18 protein-coding genes are annotated in these 16,252 nt (G+C 72.0%); 12 read left to right on the top strand and 6 right to left on the bottom strand.

All coding sequences use genetic code 11. The features are described from left to right. Nucleotides 1-8: 8 nt before the first annotated feature. From P2Q00_RS07785 to P2Q00_RS07755, 7 genes are all read left to right on the top strand, one after another. The gene (locus P2Q00_RS07785) at nt 9-740 is read left to right on the top strand and encodes a class II aldolase/adducin family protein (protein ID WP_275770866.1); all 732 of its coding nucleotides are present in this window, start codon (nt 9-11) and stop codon (nt 738-740) included. Between the two features lie 366 nt (nt 741-1,106). Continuing rightward, complete coding sequence (locus P2Q00_RS07780) at nt 1,107-2,225, top strand: alpha/beta hydrolase family protein (RefSeq protein ID WP_275770865.1); 1,119 nt, start codon at nt 1,107-1,109, stop codon at nt 2,223-2,225. Between the two features lie 217 nt (nt 2,226-2,442). Then, nucleotides 2,443-3,843 (top strand): hypothetical protein, encoded by a 1,401-nt coding sequence (locus P2Q00_RS07775; RefSeq protein ID WP_275770863.1) that lies wholly within the window; start codon nt 2,443-2,445, stop codon nt 3,841-3,843. Between the two features lie 272 nt (nt 3,844-4,115). After that, nucleotides 4,116-4,790 (top strand): hypothetical protein, encoded by a 675-nt coding sequence (locus tag P2Q00_RS07770; protein WP_275770861.1) that lies wholly within the window; start codon nt 4,116-4,118, stop codon nt 4,788-4,790. Between the two features lie 89 nt (nt 4,791-4,879). Beyond that, nucleotides 4,880-6,478, top strand: coding sequence for an ABC-F family ATP-binding cassette domain-containing protein (locus P2Q00_RS07765; RefSeq protein WP_275770860.1), 1,599 nt, complete (start codon nt 4,880-4,882; stop codon nt 6,476-6,478). 362 nt (nt 6,479-6,840) lie between these two features. Beyond that, on the top strand, nt 6,841-7,062 hold the full coding sequence (locus P2Q00_RS07760; RefSeq protein ID WP_004002281.1) for a helix-turn-helix domain-containing protein: 222 nt from the start codon (nt 6,841-6,843) through the stop codon (nt 7,060-7,062). A gap of 129 nt (nt 7,063-7,191) precedes the next feature. Continuing rightward, a complete protein-coding gene (locus P2Q00_RS07755; RefSeq protein ID WP_275770858.1) occupies nt 7,192-7,995 on the top strand; it encodes an enoyl-CoA hydratase/isomerase family protein in 804 nt (267 codons plus the stop codon). 102 nt (nt 7,996-8,097) lie between these two features. On the opposite strand, the gene P2Q00_RS07750 is transcribed toward P2Q00_RS07755, so the two are convergent. Then, entirely contained in the window at nt 8,098-8,811 is a 714-nt protein-coding gene (locus P2Q00_RS07750) for an Asp23/Gls24 family envelope stress response protein (RefSeq protein ID WP_275770856.1), read from the bottom strand. An 89-nt stretch (nt 8,812-8,900) separates the two neighbouring features. Between P2Q00_RS07750 and P2Q00_RS07745 the strand changes: the two genes are divergently transcribed. Genes P2Q00_RS07745 through amaP form a run of 5 tightly spaced genes read left to right on the top strand, consistent with a single transcriptional unit; the run spans nt 8,901 to nt 11,253 of the window. Further along, nucleotides 8,901-9,398 carry an Asp23/Gls24 family envelope stress response protein gene (locus P2Q00_RS07745; protein ID WP_275770855.1) on the top strand — a complete coding sequence of 166 codons (498 nt, stop codon included), beginning with the start codon at nt 8,901-8,903 and terminating at the stop codon, nt 9,396-9,398. A gap of 43 nt (nt 9,399-9,441) precedes the next feature. Further along, nucleotides 9,442-9,627 carry a hypothetical protein gene (locus tag P2Q00_RS07740; protein WP_275770853.1) on the top strand — a complete coding sequence of 62 codons (186 nt, stop codon included), beginning with the start codon at nt 9,442-9,444 and terminating at the stop codon, nt 9,625-9,627. Between the two features lie 5 nt (nt 9,628-9,632). Beyond that, nucleotides 9,633-10,016, top strand: a complete 384-nt coding sequence (locus tag P2Q00_RS07735) for an Asp23/Gls24 family envelope stress response protein (protein WP_275770851.1) — start codon at nt 9,633-9,635, stop codon at nt 10,014-10,016. Next, complete coding sequence (locus P2Q00_RS07730; protein WP_275770850.1) at nt 10,013-10,669, top strand: DUF6286 domain-containing protein; 657 nt, start codon at nt 10,013-10,015, stop codon at nt 10,667-10,669. The genes P2Q00_RS07735 and P2Q00_RS07730 overlap by 4 nt, the downstream gene beginning before the upstream one ends. A 5-nt stretch (nt 10,670-10,674) precedes the next feature. Continuing rightward, the gene (gene amaP / locus P2Q00_RS07725) at nt 10,675-11,253 is read left to right on the top strand and encodes an alkaline shock response membrane anchor protein AmaP (RefSeq protein WP_275770849.1); all 579 of its coding nucleotides are present in this window, start codon (nt 10,675-10,677) and stop codon (nt 11,251-11,253) included. Nucleotides 11,254-11,336: 83 nt separating this feature from the next. On the opposite strand, the gene P2Q00_RS07720 is transcribed toward amaP, so the two are convergent. From P2Q00_RS07720 to P2Q00_RS07700, 5 genes are all read right to left on the bottom strand, one after another. After that, complete coding sequence (locus P2Q00_RS07720; RefSeq protein WP_275770848.1) at nt 11,337-12,092, bottom strand: SDR family oxidoreductase; 756 nt, start codon at nt 12,090-12,092, stop codon at nt 11,337-11,339. Between the two features lie 5 nt (nt 12,093-12,097). Further along, nucleotides 12,098-13,885: a glycoside hydrolase family 15 protein gene (locus P2Q00_RS07715; protein WP_275771846.1), complete on the bottom strand. Its 1,788-nt coding sequence runs from the start codon at nt 13,883-13,885 to the stop codon at nt 12,098-12,100. Nucleotides 13,886-13,972: 87 nt separating this feature from the next. After that, a complete protein-coding gene (locus P2Q00_RS07710) occupies nt 13,973-14,764 on the bottom strand; it encodes an SURF1 family cytochrome oxidase biogenesis protein (protein ID WP_275770847.1) in 792 nt (263 codons plus the stop codon). Nucleotides 14,765-14,813: 49 nt separating this feature from the next. Continuing rightward, entirely contained in the window at nt 14,814-15,047 is a 234-nt protein-coding gene (locus P2Q00_RS07705; RefSeq protein WP_275770846.1) for a metallothionein, read from the bottom strand. 63 nt (nt 15,048-15,110) lie between these two features. Then, on the bottom strand, nt 15,111-16,100 hold the full coding sequence (locus P2Q00_RS07700) for a DEDDh family exonuclease (RefSeq protein ID WP_275770844.1): 990 nt from the start codon (nt 16,098-16,100) through the stop codon (nt 15,111-15,113). Nucleotides 16,101-16,252 lie beyond the last annotated feature (152 nt).

Genomic DNA, 16,252 nt, shown 5'->3' with positions numbered 1-16,252 from the left:
ATCGCGGCATGGCTGAGCAGCGGCGGGACCAGCGGGGCGAACGGGATGCGCGGGAGGGTGGACAGGGTGTGCCGGAGGGGTGGGGGAGGGGTGTGAGTGCCGAGGAGGCGCAGGCCTGGGAAGCGCTCGTCGCGACCGCCCGCCGTACGGTCGCGGACGGCCTGGTCGTCGGCACCTCCGGCAATGTCTCGGTCCGCGTCGGGGACACCGTGCTGGTCACGCCCTCGGGCCTGCCCTACGACCGGCTCACGCCGGACGACGTGACCGGCGTGGACCTCGACGGCCGCCAGGTGCTCGGCACGCTCGTTCCCACGAGCGAACTCCCCATGCATCTCGCGGTCTACCGCACGACCGACGCCCGCGCCGTCGTCCACACCCACGCCGTGCACGCGACGGCCGTCTCGACGCTGGTCCCCGAGCTCCCGGCGATCCACTACATGGCCGGCGCCCTCGGTGGACCCGTCCGAGTTGCCCCCTATGCGGCATACGGCACCGACGAGTTGGCCGAGAACATGCTCCACGCCCTCGCCGACCGCACCGCCTGCCTCCTCCAGAACCACGGCACGACGGCCTACGGCACCACCCTCGACCAGGCCTACGACCGCACGGCCCAGCTGGAATGGATGTGCCGTCTGTGGCTGACGGCGTCGTCGGTACCGGGCCTGTCCCCCACGTTGCTGTCCCCGGAACAGCTGGCAGAGGCGGGGGAGAAGCTGCGCGGGTACGGGCAGCGGCGGTGAGACCCGCCGATCCGCGGTCGGCGTGAGCACGGCGCGCTGTCGGCAGTCCGCAGGACCCCGACGCTGCCGTCCCCGCAGCAGGTGGCGGAGGCGGGGAGAGGCTGCGGGGGTACGGGCAGCGGCGGTGAGACCCGTCGATCCGCGGTCGGCGTGAGCACGGCGTGCTGTCGGCAGTCCGCATGACCGCGACGTTGCTGTCCTCGCCGCAGGTGGCGGAGGCGGGGAGAGGCTGCGTGGGTACGGGCAGCGGCGGTGAGGTCCGCACCACCGCACCCGGCGTGAGGGCAGCACCGCCGCCGGCAACCCGCATCACCCCGACCCGTCCTCCCGCTGGCCGGTGGCGGGGTCCGCCAGGACACTGGACGGGTGCGCACTGTCAAAGCGGCGGCAGCAGCCGTCACCGTGGCCCTGGCGGCCGGCGCGGCGAGCGTGGCCGTCGGCCGGTTCGCGAGCGACGCGGCGCTCAAGGCGCCGCCGGGCCGGCCGCTGCCCACCGAACCCCGGCTCACCGTGCACGCCACGGCCGCAGGCCAGGTCGCGCTCACCCGCGACCTGGCGGCCCTGCGCCCCGGCACCTACGGCCTCGCCGGCAACGGCACCCATGCGGTCGTCGGACCGGTCCTCGACTCGGCCACGCACTCCGTCGACACCGTCGTCCGCCGCCTGGAACGCGTCACGCGCGGCACCCTGGAGCCCGGCGACACGGTGTGGCTGACCCCGAACGTGCACACCGGCGACCCGGGCACCGCCCTCGGCCTCAAGCACACCGACGTCCGCATCCCCGGCGAACTCGGCTCCCTGCCCGCCTGGTTCGTGCCCGGCGTGCGGGACACCTGGGTGATCACCGTGCACGGCCTGGGAGCCACCCGCGAACACCCCATGAACATCATGGAGTTCCTGCACCGCCAGCGCTTCCCGGTACTCGACCTCGCCTACCGCGGCGACCTCGGCGCACCCCGCTCCCCGGACGGCCTCAGCCACCTCGGCGAGACGGAGTGGCGCGACGTGGACGCGGCGATCCGGCACGCCGTGAGCCACGGCGCGCGGCAGGTCGTCCTGCACGGCTGGTCCACCGGCGCCACCATGGCGCTGCGCGCCGCCGCCCACTCCGGGCTGCGCGACCGCATCTCGGGGCTGGTCCTGGACTCCCCGGTCCTCAGCTGGGCCACGACCCTGCGCGCCCTCGCCGCGGCCCGCCGCACACCGGGCGCCCTGCTGCCGCTCGCCGTGCGGGCCGCCCAGGGGCGTACGGGCCTGGAGCGCGAGCGCACCGCAGAGGCCGCGCAGCTCACCGTGCCGGCGCTGATCTTCCACGGCCCGGACGACACCCTGGCCCCCTGGGAGTACTCCCGCCGTCTCGCCCACGCCCGCCCCAACCTGATCGCCCTCCGCACGGTCCCGAACGCCCCGCACGGAGCGATGTGGAACGCCGACCCGAAGTCCTACGAAGAAGCCCTGCGCCGCTTCCTCACCCCGCTGATGTGACCCCTCCGGTCGGCCCCTTCGGCCGACCCCTTCGGCCGTCCCTCCTCGGTGCCGGGCCGGAGCGGAGTTGAACAGTCGGCACGATTCCGTTTAAGGCCGTACCACTGGCCTGTTCTCGGCCCCTGGCCGCTCGCCGGACCCCGTGCGTTGGCCAGTCCCGTCGCCCGCGGTGACATTCCGTTTGGGTTTTCGGACCGTCAACCGGAAGACTGCACCCGTGACGTCCCGTATCCCGCGCGACTCCAGGCTTCGACTCGTCGGCCCGCGATCCCTGTCCGCCGCCCCCAGAGCCGTGAACCAGCGCCGCCCGCGCCGCGCCGCACCCCGCCCCCCGGAGGGCACACCGGCACCCGCGGAGCTGGCCAGAATGGCTCGCTCCGGTCTGGCCGCCGCAGCCCGCGTCGCCCGCTGGGCGGACGCCGTGCTAGGCCCGGGCAGCGACGGCGCGACCGCCGACGGCAAGGCCACCCTCGCCGACGCGACCGCCGAACGGGCCGCCCGCGATCTGGGCCTGACCGTGGCTCAGGTCCGCGCCGACTGGGACACCGCCCGCCTCGCCGGCCTCGTCGAGGTGCACGGCGACAGCGCCCGCCCCGGCTGGCGGCTGCGCGCCTGGAACCGCGACGACAGCGCCGTACTGCGCGGCTGGGTCGCCCTCTTCGACGCCTGGTCCCTCGCTCACGCGGAACCCGCGGACCACGAGCCCGCGGCCGTCGCCGAGGTCGTGTCGGCCATGCCCCAGGTGCTCTCCTTCCTCCAGCTGTCCGCCGGGCCCGTTCCGGTCGAGCAACTCCTCGACCTCCTGGAGCAGCGGGTCACCGAGCTGCGTACCGAGCGCTGCGAGATCCCCTACGGTCCCCAGCCCGATCCCCTGCAGCAGCCGGAGCCCGTCGACACCCCGCTCGCCCCCCTCCTCGACTGGGCCCTGCACGCCCTCGCCTCCGTCGGCGCCCTCACCTACGGCGCCGGACAGGCCACGCTCACCCCGCTCGGCAGCTGGGCGGTCTGGGTCAAGCTGGAGCAGATCTGCGTCGCCGCGCAGAGCCCCGCCGGGAACATCGAGGTCGCCGCCGACGAGATGCTCCGCGGCTGCGCCCAGCTGCGCCCCAACGCCGCCCGCGCCGAATACCGAGCCTGGCTCGCCGCCCGCACCGTCGGCAGCGCCGTCAGCGAACTCCTCGACGCCGCCCGCGGCGACGACGCCCTGCTGCGCGGCCTGGCCTTCGAGGCGCTGCGCGTGGTCGGCGCCCCCGCCGAGCCGGACGTCAGCGCCGTGGCCGAGGAGCCCACCCTGCGGCCCTACGCCCTGCTGTGGCTCGCCGAGCACGACGGCGTCGACCCCGAGGACGCCCACGAGGTCCTCACCCGCGAAGAGGCCACCTGGCTGTGGGTCGACACCGCCGCCGCCGTCGCCGACCACGGCGAGGCCCCGATGCTGGTACGCCACCTGGAGTCGGCCGTACAGCCCACGGTCCCGATGCTCCTCGACGAGGTACGCGCCGTCGGCCACCCCCGCACCGTCCAGGTCCTGGTCGCCCTCGCCGCCGCCCACCCCGACCCGGCCTTGGCGAAGGCCGTCCGGCGCGCCGCCTTCCAGGTACACACGGGCGGTAGCTGAGCAGGGGGGCGAAGTCCCCGCCGGTCCGGCAGCGCCCTGAAGGGGCGCGGGGCTGTGTCGACATGCGGCTCCGCCGCGCGGGCGCGACCAGCCACGACGGAGCCGCAGCCGACAGACGGCATCCCGGCACATCCCGCGGAGCGCACCGCAGGGCCGAACGGGGGAACACCCCCGCCCGCCCGCCGCGCCACGGCGCCACATCCCCCTACCGCCGGTCCACGCGGCTACGCTCTGCGCCGGATCCGAGGCAATGGGCGCTGAAGGGGGGCAAGGTGGTCGATCTGCCGGTCGAGGTGACGGGGGCGAACCCCGCCGCCCCGCAGACCAGTGAGCCCCCGGTCTCCCGCCGTATCCCCCGCCTCCTCCCCGCCGCCCTCGCGCTCCTGGTGGCGGTGCCCGTCCTGGCCGCCGTCCACGCGGCCCGCCCCGCCCCCTACGGCGACCGCTTCACCGCCCACGGGCACTACGTGCGCGACGGGCGCCGTCCGCTCGCCGTGCTCCCCGCCGACGGGTACCCGGTCACGCTCTGGGACGACGGGCTGGTCACCGCGGACGACGGCGCCTCCGTCCGCTGGCACCGCGCGCTGCCCGCGGCCGACGACTGGCTGCCCGCGCGCGGTGGCACCGGAGTGCTGCGCCCCGTGGGCCGGGGCATCCTCGCCGTCGTCACCCCGCCCCGGATCACCGGCTACCGCATCGCCGACGGCGACCTGCGCTGGGTGGTGCCCGCGCGCGAAGGGTGCGCCTTCGCTCCCGAGCGTGCCGTACGTCACGCCGGAGCACTGATCGTCGCCCAGCCCTGTCCGACGGCGGCCTGGACGTCCCAGCTCATCGCCGTGGACGACCTGGGCCGGATCACCCCGCACCGCACCCCCCTCGGCAACGGTCTCCCCGGCAGGCGGCCCGAACACCCGAACACAGAAAAAGTGCTTGCACACCCCCGTTAGACTTGGCCCATGGCCATTCTCCTCGCGCATTAGACGGCGGGAACGCCTCAGCCGCCCACCCGTTCACCCGTCTGCCCTGGAGCCTGTCCGTGATCTCCGCCTCCGGTATCGAGCTGCGCGCCGGTGCCCGCGTCCTCATCGAGTCCGCCAACTTCCGCATCGCCAAGGGCGACCGCATCGGCCTGGTCGGCCGCAACGGCGCGGGCAAGACGACGCTGACCAAGGTCCTGGCCGGCGAGGGCATCCCCGCCGGCGGCACGGTCACCCGCTCCGGAGAGGTCGGCTACCTCCCGCAGGACCCCCGCACCGGTGACCTCGACATCCTCGCCCGCGACCGCGTCCTGTCCGCGCGCGGCCTCGACGTACTGCTCCGCAAGATGCGCGAGAACGAACAGCGGATCGCCAACGGCCAGGGCGCCACCCGCGAGAAGGCCCTCAAGCAGTACGAGCGCAACGAGACCGAGTTCCTCACCAAGGGCGGTTACGCCGCCGAGGCCGAGGCCGCCACCATCGCCGCCGCGCTCAACCTGCCCGACCGGGTGCTCGGCCAGCCGCTCCACACGCTCTCCGGCGGTCAGCGCCGCCGTATCGAACTGGCCCGCATCCTGTTCTCGGACGCGGACACCCTGCTGCTGGACGAGCCGACCAACCACCTCGACGCGGACTCGATCGTCTGGCTGCGCGACTACCTGAAGACCTACCGCGGCGGCTTCATCGTGATCTCCCACGACGTCGACCTCGTCGAGACGGTCGTCAACAAGGTGTTCTACCTGGACGCCAACCGCGCCCAGATCGACATCTACAACATGGGCTGGAAGCTCTACCAGCAGCAGCGCGAGGCCGACGAGAAGCGCCGCAAGCGCGAGCGGCAGAACGCCGAGAAGAAGGCCGCCGCACTGCATTCGCAGGCCGACAAGATGCGCGCCAAGGCCACCAAGACGGTCGCCGCGCAGAACATGGCCAAGCGTGCCGACCGGCTGCTCGCCGGGCTGGAGGCGGTGCGCCAGAGCGACAAGGTCGCCAAGCTGCGCTTCCCCGAGCCGGCACCGTGCGGCAAGACGCCGCTCACCGCCGAGGGACTGTCGAAGTCGTACGGCTCGCTGGAGATCTTCACCGATGTCGACCTGGCGATCGACAAGGGCTCCCGCGTGGTCATCCTCGGCCTCAACGGCGCCGGCAAGACGACCCTGCTCCGCCTCCTCGGCGGCGTCGAGACGCCCGACACCGGCGAGGTCATCGAGGGCCACGGCCTCAAGCTCGGCTACTACGCGCAGGAGCACGAGACCCTCGACCCGGAGCGCTCGGTCCTGGAGAACATGCGCTCCTCCGCACCCGACCTGGACCTCGTCGAGGTCCGCAAGGTGCTCGGCTCGTTCCTGTTCTCCGGCGACGACGTCGACAAGCCCGCCGGTGTCCTGTCCGGCGGCGAGAAGACCCGCCTGGCCCTCGCGACCCTGGTCGTCTCCTCCGCGAACGTCCTGCTGCTGGACGAGCCGACCAACAACCTCGACCCCGCCAGCCGCGAGGAGATCCTCGGCGCCCTGCGCACCTACAAGGGCGCGGTCGTCCTGGTCACCCACGACGAGGGCGCCGTCGAGGCGCTGCAGCCGGAGCGGATCATTCTCCTTCCGGACGGCGTCGAGGACCTGTGGGGCGCGGACTACGCCGACCTCGTCGCCCTCGCCTGAGAGCCCGAGGGAGTCAGCACAGCTTGATCGAAGGCGTGATCCACAGCGTATGGATCATTCGGCCGATCTGTGATCCATCATCTGTGTGAGATCTCCTCGTACCGAGGTGTGTCCTACATCGATTTCACGGCCGAGCCCTTTATCGACAAGGGCTCGGCCGTCTCGCGCCTCTGACCTGGCACTTCACGAAATAACTCGTTCGGCGGTACGAACGCCTCTGGGCGGAATTACAGATTCCCCTTGTGGGGATGCACTCCTGTCGTCAAAACCCTGTCTCACGGACCTTGCCGAATGGGTGGCCATGAACGCCCGGAGGGGTGATCATGAGGGGACCAGAGCGCACTTCCCATGAGGAGGCACGGGTGGCCGAGACTCTGAAGAAGGGCAGCCGGGTAACCGGCGCCGCGCGCGACAAGCTCGCGGCAGACCTGAAGAAGAAGTACGACTCCGGTGCGAGCATTCGGGCACTGGCCGAGGAAACCGGCCGCTCGTATGGCTTTGTGCATCGGATGCTCAGCGAGTCGGGCGTCACGCTGCGTGGGCGTGGCGGGGCGACGCGGGGCAAGAAGGCCGCCTCGTCCTGATCCCGGGCGGCCCATCGGCTTCGATGGTGGCCACCCGGTCGGTCGGTAGATCGGCCGGGTGGTTACTGTGCAGTCACTTAGCTTTGCGCTTTAGCTTGCTCTGCTGACCGCACTCATCGGAGGCACCCCATGGCTTCGCCTGCCCAGGACCTCGGTCCGCTGCTCGACAAGGACGGCGTACGGCTCACCGTCGACGACGCGATCGCCACGGTGACGCTGACCAACCCGGCCAAGCGCAACGCGCAGAGCCCCGCTCTGTGGCGTGCGCTCGCCGAGGCCGGGCGGGTCCTGCCGGGGTCCGTCCGCGTCGTCGTGCTGCGTGCCGAGGGCCAGTCCTTCTCGGCCGGCCTCGACCGGCAGATGTTCACGCCCGAGGGAATCGAGGGCGAGCCGACGTTCATCGACCTTGCCCGCAGCAGCGACGGTGAACTCGATGCGAGCATCGCCGAGTTCCAGGCCGGCTTCACCTGGTGGCGACGGAGCGACCTCGTGTCTATCGCCGCCGTCCAGGGCCACGCCATCGGCGCGGGCTTCCAGCTCGCCCTCGGCTGTGACCTGCGCGTCGTCGCCGACGACGTGCAGTTCGCCATGCGCGAGACCAGCCTCGGGCTGGTGCCGGACCTGACCGGGACGCATCCGCTGGTGGGGCTGGTCGGCTATGCCCGCGCGCTGGAGATCTGCGTGACCGGGCGCTCCGTCTTGGCCGAGGAGGCCGTAAGCACGGGCCTCGCCAACATCGCCGTGCCCGGCGAGCAGCTCGAGGACGCCGTACGCGACCTGGCGTCGGCGATCCTGGCTGCGCCGCGGGACGCGGTGATCGAGACCAAGGCGCTGATCCGTGGGGCGCAGGGGCGGTCCTACGACGACCAGCGCGCCGCGGAGAGGGCCGCTCAGGCGCGGCGGCTGCGGGACCTCGCCGGTCTCGGTGAATGAGCCTCCGGCGGTTGCGCGTTTTTGTCTGCAGGTTCGTCGTGGCTGGTCGCGCCCCGCGGCGGAGCCGCATATCGATACAGCCCCGCGCCCCTTTGGGGCGCGTCAGCTGACCGATGTCACCAGTACCGCCACCGTCGGGTGATCGGGTAGCGACTCGGTGACCGCCGCGCGGACCTGCCGGGCCACGTCCGACGCCCGGTGGTCGGCGTCCACCGCGATCTCCACGCGCGCGTGGCGGTGCGGTAGTGCACCCTCCTCGTGCCGCTCCACGAGGTGCACCGCCGCGCGGCCCAGGCCGCCCGTCAGGTGGGCGACCCCCGGGACCATCAGTGCGGCGGACGCCACGCGCACCTCGTCCGCGTCGTCGGGCTCCGCGGCGCGCGGCGGCTCCGGCGGTAGCACGGGGAGGGGTTCCGGCTCCTCGTCCAGCAGCGCCGTGACCCGCAGGTCGACCTCCGCCACCGCCAGGCCGAGCAGCTCCGTCGCCGCGGCCGACAACGTCGTACGCACCAGGGCCGCCGTTGTCGGCAGCGGCTCGCCCGGCGTCGCGGCGAACTCCGCCGTCACACGCAGCGGTCCGGGCGGCAGGGCGCTCGGCGGAGGCGGTACGACGGGGTCGTCAGTCGTGTCCGGGTCGGCGAGCGCGATGCGGAGCGCATCCAGCCGTACCCCGCGCAGCTCCCCGGCCGCGCGCCGGAGCACCGCTTCGGCCGCCTCCTCCGAGATCCACGCACCGTCTCGCGGGCCGCCCAGAGGCAGGAGCCTGCCGAGACCCAACTGGTGCCGTACCGATTGCGCCCACCGTTCCGCCGTCATTCCTCCAGCCTGCCGCATCCCCGGCGCGCGGTGGGTCAACCCCACTTACCGTGGTGTTAGGGACGACGAACCGGAAGGGACGTACGGCGATGACCGATATGACGGAGCAGAACCGGACGAGGACTCCCTCAGGATCGGGCGAGGCGACGGACCCCCCGACGATGCGCAAGGCGCAGCCGACGCGTCGCGGCGGGGGAGACCCGGCCACCCGAGGGCGGACGACGATCGCCGACGGGGTCGTGGAGAAGATCGCCGGGCTGGCCGCGCGGGACGTGGTCGGCGTGCACGCCCTGGGCAGCGGGCTCAGCCGCACCTTCGGGGCCGTGCGCGACCGGGTGCCGGGCGGCTCGAAGTCCGTGACGCGGGGTGTGAAGGCCGAGGTCGGCGAGGTGCAGACGGCGCTCGACCTGGAGATCGTCGTCGACTACGGCGTCTCGATCTCCGATGTCGCCCGCGATGTGCGGGAGAACGTCATCGCGGCGGTGGAGCGGATGGCGGGCCTCGAAGTCGTCGAGGTCAACATCGCGGTGAGCGATGTGAAGCTGCCGGAGGAAGAGGACGAGGAGTCGGAGCCCCGGATCCAGTGAACGGCCCGCGACCGGACAACCGCACCGCTGAGGGGAGCGCACCATGAGCAGGGCCGTGGTCGGCATGATCGCAGGGATGGCGCTGGGCTTCGCCGGGTACTTCGGCGGCTTCGGGGCCTTTCTGCTGGTGGCCGCCCTGGGCGCCATCGGTTTCGTCGTCGGCCGGTTCCTGGAGGGGGATCTGGAGATCGGCGACTTCTTCCGTACGCGTGACGACCGTCGGCGGTGAGCTCGGTGAGCTCGGTGAGCGACGGTGTCGGTGAGCTTCGCAGGCCCATGGCCGCCGTTGCGCCCGGCGAACGAGGGGCCACCAGGATCGCCGACCGGGTGGTCTCGAAGATCGCTGCCCAGGCGGCCCGGGAGATGCTCAGCGACCAGTCCGGGGACCCGGCACCTCCGCGTGCCACGGTCGTCGTCCACCATAGAGCCGCCCATGTCCGCGTCCACATCGAGCTCGACTACCCGTGCGAGATCGGCGCGCGGTGCGCGGAGGTGCGTCGACATGTCGCTTCGCGGGTAGGCGCGTTGGTGGGCATGGAGGTGCCGGAGGTCGCCGTCCACGTGGAGCGGCTGCATCTGACCCCGGCGCACGGCCTGGCACAGGGGAGGACGCGATGAGCGAGCCCCAGGGCTTCGAGGGCACCACACAACGACTGCCGGTCATCGAGCAGACACCCGGCGGCGAAATCGACCACGGACCACCGCCTCCGCCGGAGGGCGAGGCCGGCCGCGAGCACCGCTTCTGGTCCGCGCGCCGCGTCCCCACGGCAGTCGTGGCGGCCCTGCTCCTCGCGGTCGCGGGCCTCTTCCTCTACGACATCGCGGCCGTACGGGCCCACCGGCCCGCGATGAGCTGGCGGCGCGAGCTCGCCCGGCAGCTCGCCGAACGTCCCCTCGACGACACCTGGGTCCTCGTCGGCGCCGGAGTTGCAGCCGCCCTGGGCCTCTGGCTGATCGTGCTGGCGGCCACGCCAGGCCTGCGCGCCGTCCTGCCGATGCGGCGCACCCAGGCCGACGTACGCGCCGGACTGCACCGCGAGGCGGCCGCCCTGGTCCTCCGCGACCGTGCGATGGAGGTGGCCGGCGTCCAGTCGGTACGGGTGCGGATGCGCCGTGCCCACGCCGATGTCCGCGCGGTCTCGCACTTCCGCGAACTGGGCGACGTACGGGCCGACTTGAACGCGACGCTCGACGAGGCGATCAGAGGCCTCGGGCTCGCCCACCCGCCCGCGCTGACGGTCCATGTACGGCGACCCGGACGGAAGGGGTGACGGCGATGCTCAGGACCGTCAACCGCGTACTGATCGGGATCGTCGGCCTCGTCCTGCTCCTCCTGGGCGGCTCCGTACTGGCCGTCGGACTCGGCGTCCGGCCGCCCTCCTGGTGGATCCACGACGGCCGCCACGACGTACTGCTCAGCAATGCCGAGCGCACCCGCTGGCAGAACGACGGCTGGTGGTGGCCGACGGTCATCGCGGCCCTCGCCGTCGTCGTCCTGCTAGCCCTGTGGTGGCTGACCGCGGTCCTGCGCCGACGCCGCCTGGCCGAGATCCTCGTCGACACCGGCGACGGCGAGGGCGCGCTGCTGCGGGGCCGGGCTCTGGAGGGCGTACTGGCCGCCGAGGCAGGCGAGTTGGACGGCGTGGCCCACGCCCACGTCCACCTCACGGGCCGCCGCACGGCCCCCGAGACCCGAGTCCAGCTTCTTTTGGAACCACACGTGGACCCCGGGACGGCACTGCACTACCTGACGTCTGAGGCCCTGATGCACGCGAGGAATTCAGCGGGCTTGGAGTCACTGCCCGCAGAGGTGCGTCTGAAGGGCGTCAAACACCGTGCGGAAAGGGTGAGTTGACCGCCCCTCATTTTTGGGCGCCGGGGACTGCACGCTTCTCAGGGGCGCGGGGAACTGCGCGACCAGCCCCCACTCACCCGCACTCAAAATCCGTGCCGCATCCCCCCATCAACAGGCACCATGACCCCGGTCAAATAAGAAGCCGCCGGAGACAACAAAAACGCCGCCGTACGCCCAAACTCCTCCGGCGTGCCGTAACGCCGCAACGGAATCCGGGATTCGTTGGCCGCACGGGTAGCTTCCGGATCCGCAGACAACCCGTCCAGCTCGCGCACGCGGTCCGTATCGATACGAGCCGGCAGCAGGCCAACCACCCGAATTCCCCGTGGCCCCAACTCATCAGCGATCGACTTGGCAAACCCGGCGAGTCCCGGCCGAAGGCCGTTGGAAATCGTCAGCGCCGGAATCGGCTCATACACCGAACCTGACAGCACGAAACCAATCACACCCCCCGGTTCCAACTCCGAAGCCGCCGCGCGAGCGAGCCGCACCGCTCCCAGGAACACCGAGTCGAAAGCCGCCCGCCACTGCTCGTCCGTGTTGTCGGCGACAAACCCCGGTGCCGGCCCACCCACACTCACGAGAATCCCGTCGAACCCCCCGAACCGCTCCCGCGCCGCCGCGATCAGCCGCGCGGGTGCCTCCGGATCGGCGTTGTCGACGGCCACCCCGAAAGCGTTCGGCCCCAGCTCGTCCGCCGCAGCCAGCGCACGCGCCTCGTCGCGCCCCGTCACGACGACTTTCGCGCCGTCCGCGACGAGCTCGCGCGCGGCGGCGTTGCCAAGCCCTCGCGTGGCCCCGGTGACGACGTACACCCGGTCCTTCAGTCCAAGATCCATGGCCCCTATCCTGCCTCGTCGCCCCCGAACAGGGCGAGGGCGGTGTTGACCAGGCCGACGTGGCTGAAGGCCTGGGGGAAGTTGCCGAGCTGGCGGCCGGCCACCGGGTCGTACTCCTCGGACAGCAGACCCACGTCGTTGGCGAGCCCCACCAGCCGTTCGAACAGCTCCCGGGCCTCCTTCCTGCGGCCCGTCATGTGCAGGGCGTCCGCGAGCCAGAACGAGCAGACCAGGAACGTGCCCTCGTCGCCGGTCAGCCCGTCGACCGTCGCCCCGGCCGTGCTGTAGCGGCGCACGAAGCCGCCGTGGCCCAGCTCCTCGCGGATCGCGTCGACGGTGCCGATCACGCGGGGGTCGTCGGGCGGCAGGAAGCCGACGCGCGGGATCAGCAGGGCCGCGGCGTCGAGTTCGCGGGAGCCGTAGGACTGCGTGAACGTGTTCCGCTCGGTGTCGAAGCCCTTCTCACACACCTCGCGGTGCACCTCGGCGCGCAGCGCGCGCCAGCCGTCCACATCGCCGCGCAGCTTAGGGTTCTCCTCCAGCGTGCGTACGGCACGGTCGGCGGCCACCCACACCATGACCTTGGAGTGGACGAAGTGGCGCCGGCCGCCGCGCACCTCCCACAGCCCCTCGTCGGGCTGTCGCCACTGCGCGTGCAGCCAGTCCATCAGGGAGGCCTGGATCGCCCACATGTGCGGCTTGGTGGACAGGCCCGAACTCCGGGCCAGCCACAGCGAGTCCAGGACCTCGCCGTACACGTCCAGCTGCAGCTGGTCCACGGCCTCGTTGCCGATCCGTACGGGCGTCGACCCGGCGAAGCCGGACAGCCATGGCAGCTCGAACTCGGGCAGCCGCCGCTCGCCCGCCAGGCCGTACATGATCTGCAAGTCGGCCGGGTCGCCCGCGACCGCGCGCAGCAGCCAGTTCCGCCATGCCTCGGCCTCCTTGTGGTAGCCGCAGGTCAGGAGGGCGCCGAGGGTGAGGGTGGAGTCGCGCAGCCAGCAGTAGCGGTAGTCCCAGTTGCGCACCCCGCCGAGCTGCTCGGGCAGGGAGGTGGTGGGGGCGGCGACGATGCCGCCGGTCGGCGCGTAGGTGAGGGCCTTGAGAGTGATCAGGGAGCGCAGCACGGCGTCCCGGTGGGGGCCGTCGTAGCGGCATTCGGCGGCCCACCGCTGCCAGTCCTTCACGCTGGTGTGCAGCGCCTTGTACGGGTCGACCTGGGCTGGGCGGGGGTGGTGCGAGGGGTGCCAGGTGAGGACGAATGCGACCTTCTCGCCCTTCTCTACGGTGAATTCCGAGTGCGTGCCCAAGTCCTCGCCCCAGGTGTGCACCGGCGGTTCGGTGCGCAGCCACACCGAGTCCGGGCCGGCGATGGCCACCCGGTGGCCGCCGGATTTGCGCATCCACGGCACGATCGAGCCGTAGTCGAAGCGCAGTCGCAGTGTGCTGCGGACGGTCACCTTGCCGCTGAGGCCCTCCACGATGCGTACGAGGTCGGGGGCGCGGTCGCGCTGCGGCATCAGGTCGGTGACGCGCACCGTGCCCTGGCCGGTCTCCCACTCGGTGTCCAGGACGAGGGTGTCGCGGCGGTAGGCGCGGCGGGTGCAGGGGCCCTTGGCGCCCTTGGGCGCGATGCGCCAGTGGCCGTTCTCCTTGTCGCCGAGCAGCCTGGCGAAGCAGGCCGACGAGTCGAAGCGGGGCAGGCACAGCCAGTCGACGGAGCCGTCCCGGCCGACCAGGGCCGCGGTCTGTTCGTCGCCAATGAGGGCGTAGTCCTCGATGCGGGGGTGCACGGAGTTGCGGGTTCCCGGTGCGGCCACCGGGCAATCAGGGGTGGGGCCGGGGGAGTGACGGCCCCGCGGGGCGGGGGTGCCGCCCGGCTACACCGCCGCCGGTTCCGCTTCCTGCGCCTGTTCTCCGGCCGCCGACTCCGCCCGGTCGCGGCGCTCGCGGCGCACCAGCACCCACCAGCCCCACGGGACGCCGGCGGCGAACAGCCACCACTGGATCATGTACGCGTAGTTCAGCGGGGCGTCCTCGCTGCCGGGGTCGGAGATCTGCTCGGGGCTGTCGCCCTTCGCCTCGGGCGCCGTCTGCTCGATGTAACCGCCGAGGACCGTGGCGCCCAGACGCCGGGCCTGCTCAGCGCTGTTGATCAGCATGATCTGCCGGTCCGGCAGCCCCTTGATCTCCTTGATGCCGCTCGCCGCGGTCGTCTCGTCGGCCTTCAGCCGCCCCTTGATGGTGACCTTGCCGGCGGGCGGTGCGGGGATCTTCGGGAAGGTGGTCTGCGCCCCGTTCGCCGGGATCCAGCCGCGGTTGACCAGCACCACCTTGCCGTCCGTCAGGACGAAGGGGGTCAGGACATGGAAGCCGACCTCGTCGTCGGAGTTGGTGCGGCGCCTGACGACTTCCTCGTGGGCGGTGTCGAAGGTGCCCGTCGCGGTGACGGTGCGGTACTTCTCGCTGCTGGTGACCGCGTGCCCGGGGGAGGTCAGCCGCTCCACGGGGACCGGCCTCGCATGCAGCGCCGAGGAGACCAGGTCGTTGCGGGCGGTGCGCATCTCGTAGCGGTGCTTCTGCCAGATGCCCAGCCTGATCATCGTGGGGATCAGGAGAAGGGCGATCAGGGTGAGGATCACCCACTGCCGGGACAACAGGAAGCGGTACACCCCACGACCGTACAACTCGGTCGTGGGGTGCATTCAGGCGGGTAGCGGGTTACACCTTGTCGACGATGCCCACCTTGCCCTCCTCGCGGGCGCAGTGCGCTCCGCAGAACCACTGGCCCTCGACCTCGACCCCCTGCCCGATGATCGACACACGACAGTGCTCGCACACGGGTGCCATGCGGTGGATCGCACAGGAGAAGCAGTCGAATACATGCACCGCTCCCTGCGCATGCACCTCGAAGGTCATTCCGTAGTCATTGCCACATACTTCACAGGTCGCCATGCGCCACAGGGTGAGCCTTCGCCGCCGCACGGGCGAGCGGTCGGCGGGCGAGTCGCACGGCAATCACCCGTCCGCGGGCTCCACATCCCTGAGCAGCTGACCGAACGCCGCCTCGTCCACCACCGGTGTTCCGTACTGCCGGGCCTTGACCACCTTCGACGTACCCGAGTCCGGGTCGTTCGTGACGAGCAGGCTGGTCAGCCGGGACAGGCTCGTCGCCACGTGCAGGCCCGCCTCGACCGCGCGGTCCTCCAGCAGCTCCCGCTCGACCGAGGTGTCTCCGGAGAAGGCGATCCGCATGCCCTGCTTGAGCGGTTTGCCCTCTTCGTAACGCCCTGGGTTGGGATACGGGCATGCGGGCCTTTTGCGGGACGGACGCCAACTGCTCGGCTGGTAGCTGCCGTAGCCGCCGCTCTGCTGTCCGATCCGCGGCGCCGGGCGGTCCGCCCACTCCGTCAGCGGTCGGCACTCGTGCAGCGGCAGCCGTACGCCCCCGGCCGCGGCGGCCCGCAGGCTCGGCCGGAACGCCTCTGCCAGCACGCGCGCGTCGTCCAGCGCGTGGTGCGCGCGCTGCTGTACGACACCGAAGTGGGCGGCCAGCGACTCCAGCTTGTGGTTGGGCAGCGGCAGCCCCAGCTCCTTGGAGAGCGCGATGGTGCACAGCCGCTGCCGGACCGGCGCCTCGCGCTCCGCGCGCGCGTACTCCCGCGCGATCATCTGCCAGTCGAAGACCGCGTTGTGCGCGACGAGCACCCGGCCCTCCAGCCGGGTCGCGAACTCCTCGGCGATGTCCTGGAAGAGGGGCGCGCCCTCCAGCACCTCGCTCGTCAGACCGTGGATCCACACCGGCCCCGGGTCCCGCTCCGGGTTGACCATCGTGTACCAGTGGTCCTCGACCTCGCCATGCGTATCCAGCCGGTAGACGGCCGCGGAGATTATCCGGTCGTCCCGGGCCAGGCCGGTGGTCTCCACGTCAACGACCGCGTATCCCTGCGGATACGCGGCCGGCCACGCTGTGGGGGAGGACGCTGCCGTCGTGAGGTCTTCGAGCATGGTTCCTGAGGATACGGGCCGCCACTGACAGTCCTGTCCGTCAGGTGGCCTTCCGCGCAGGGCTGTTCGACTGCGGCGAATGGCGCGAATGTCTGTGCCCCCGGCCATGGACCTTTTCGGGCGTCGGTACGGGTTCGGTGGCGTCCCGGGTG

The organism is Streptomyces coacervatus, from assembly GCF_029223485.1.
Lineage (GTDB): Bacteria > Actinomycetota > Actinomycetes > Streptomycetales > Streptomycetaceae > Streptomyces > Streptomyces coacervatus.
The sequence above is the reverse complement of the archived record's forward strand: the minus strand, read 5'-3'. Positions and strand labels throughout refer to the sequence as shown.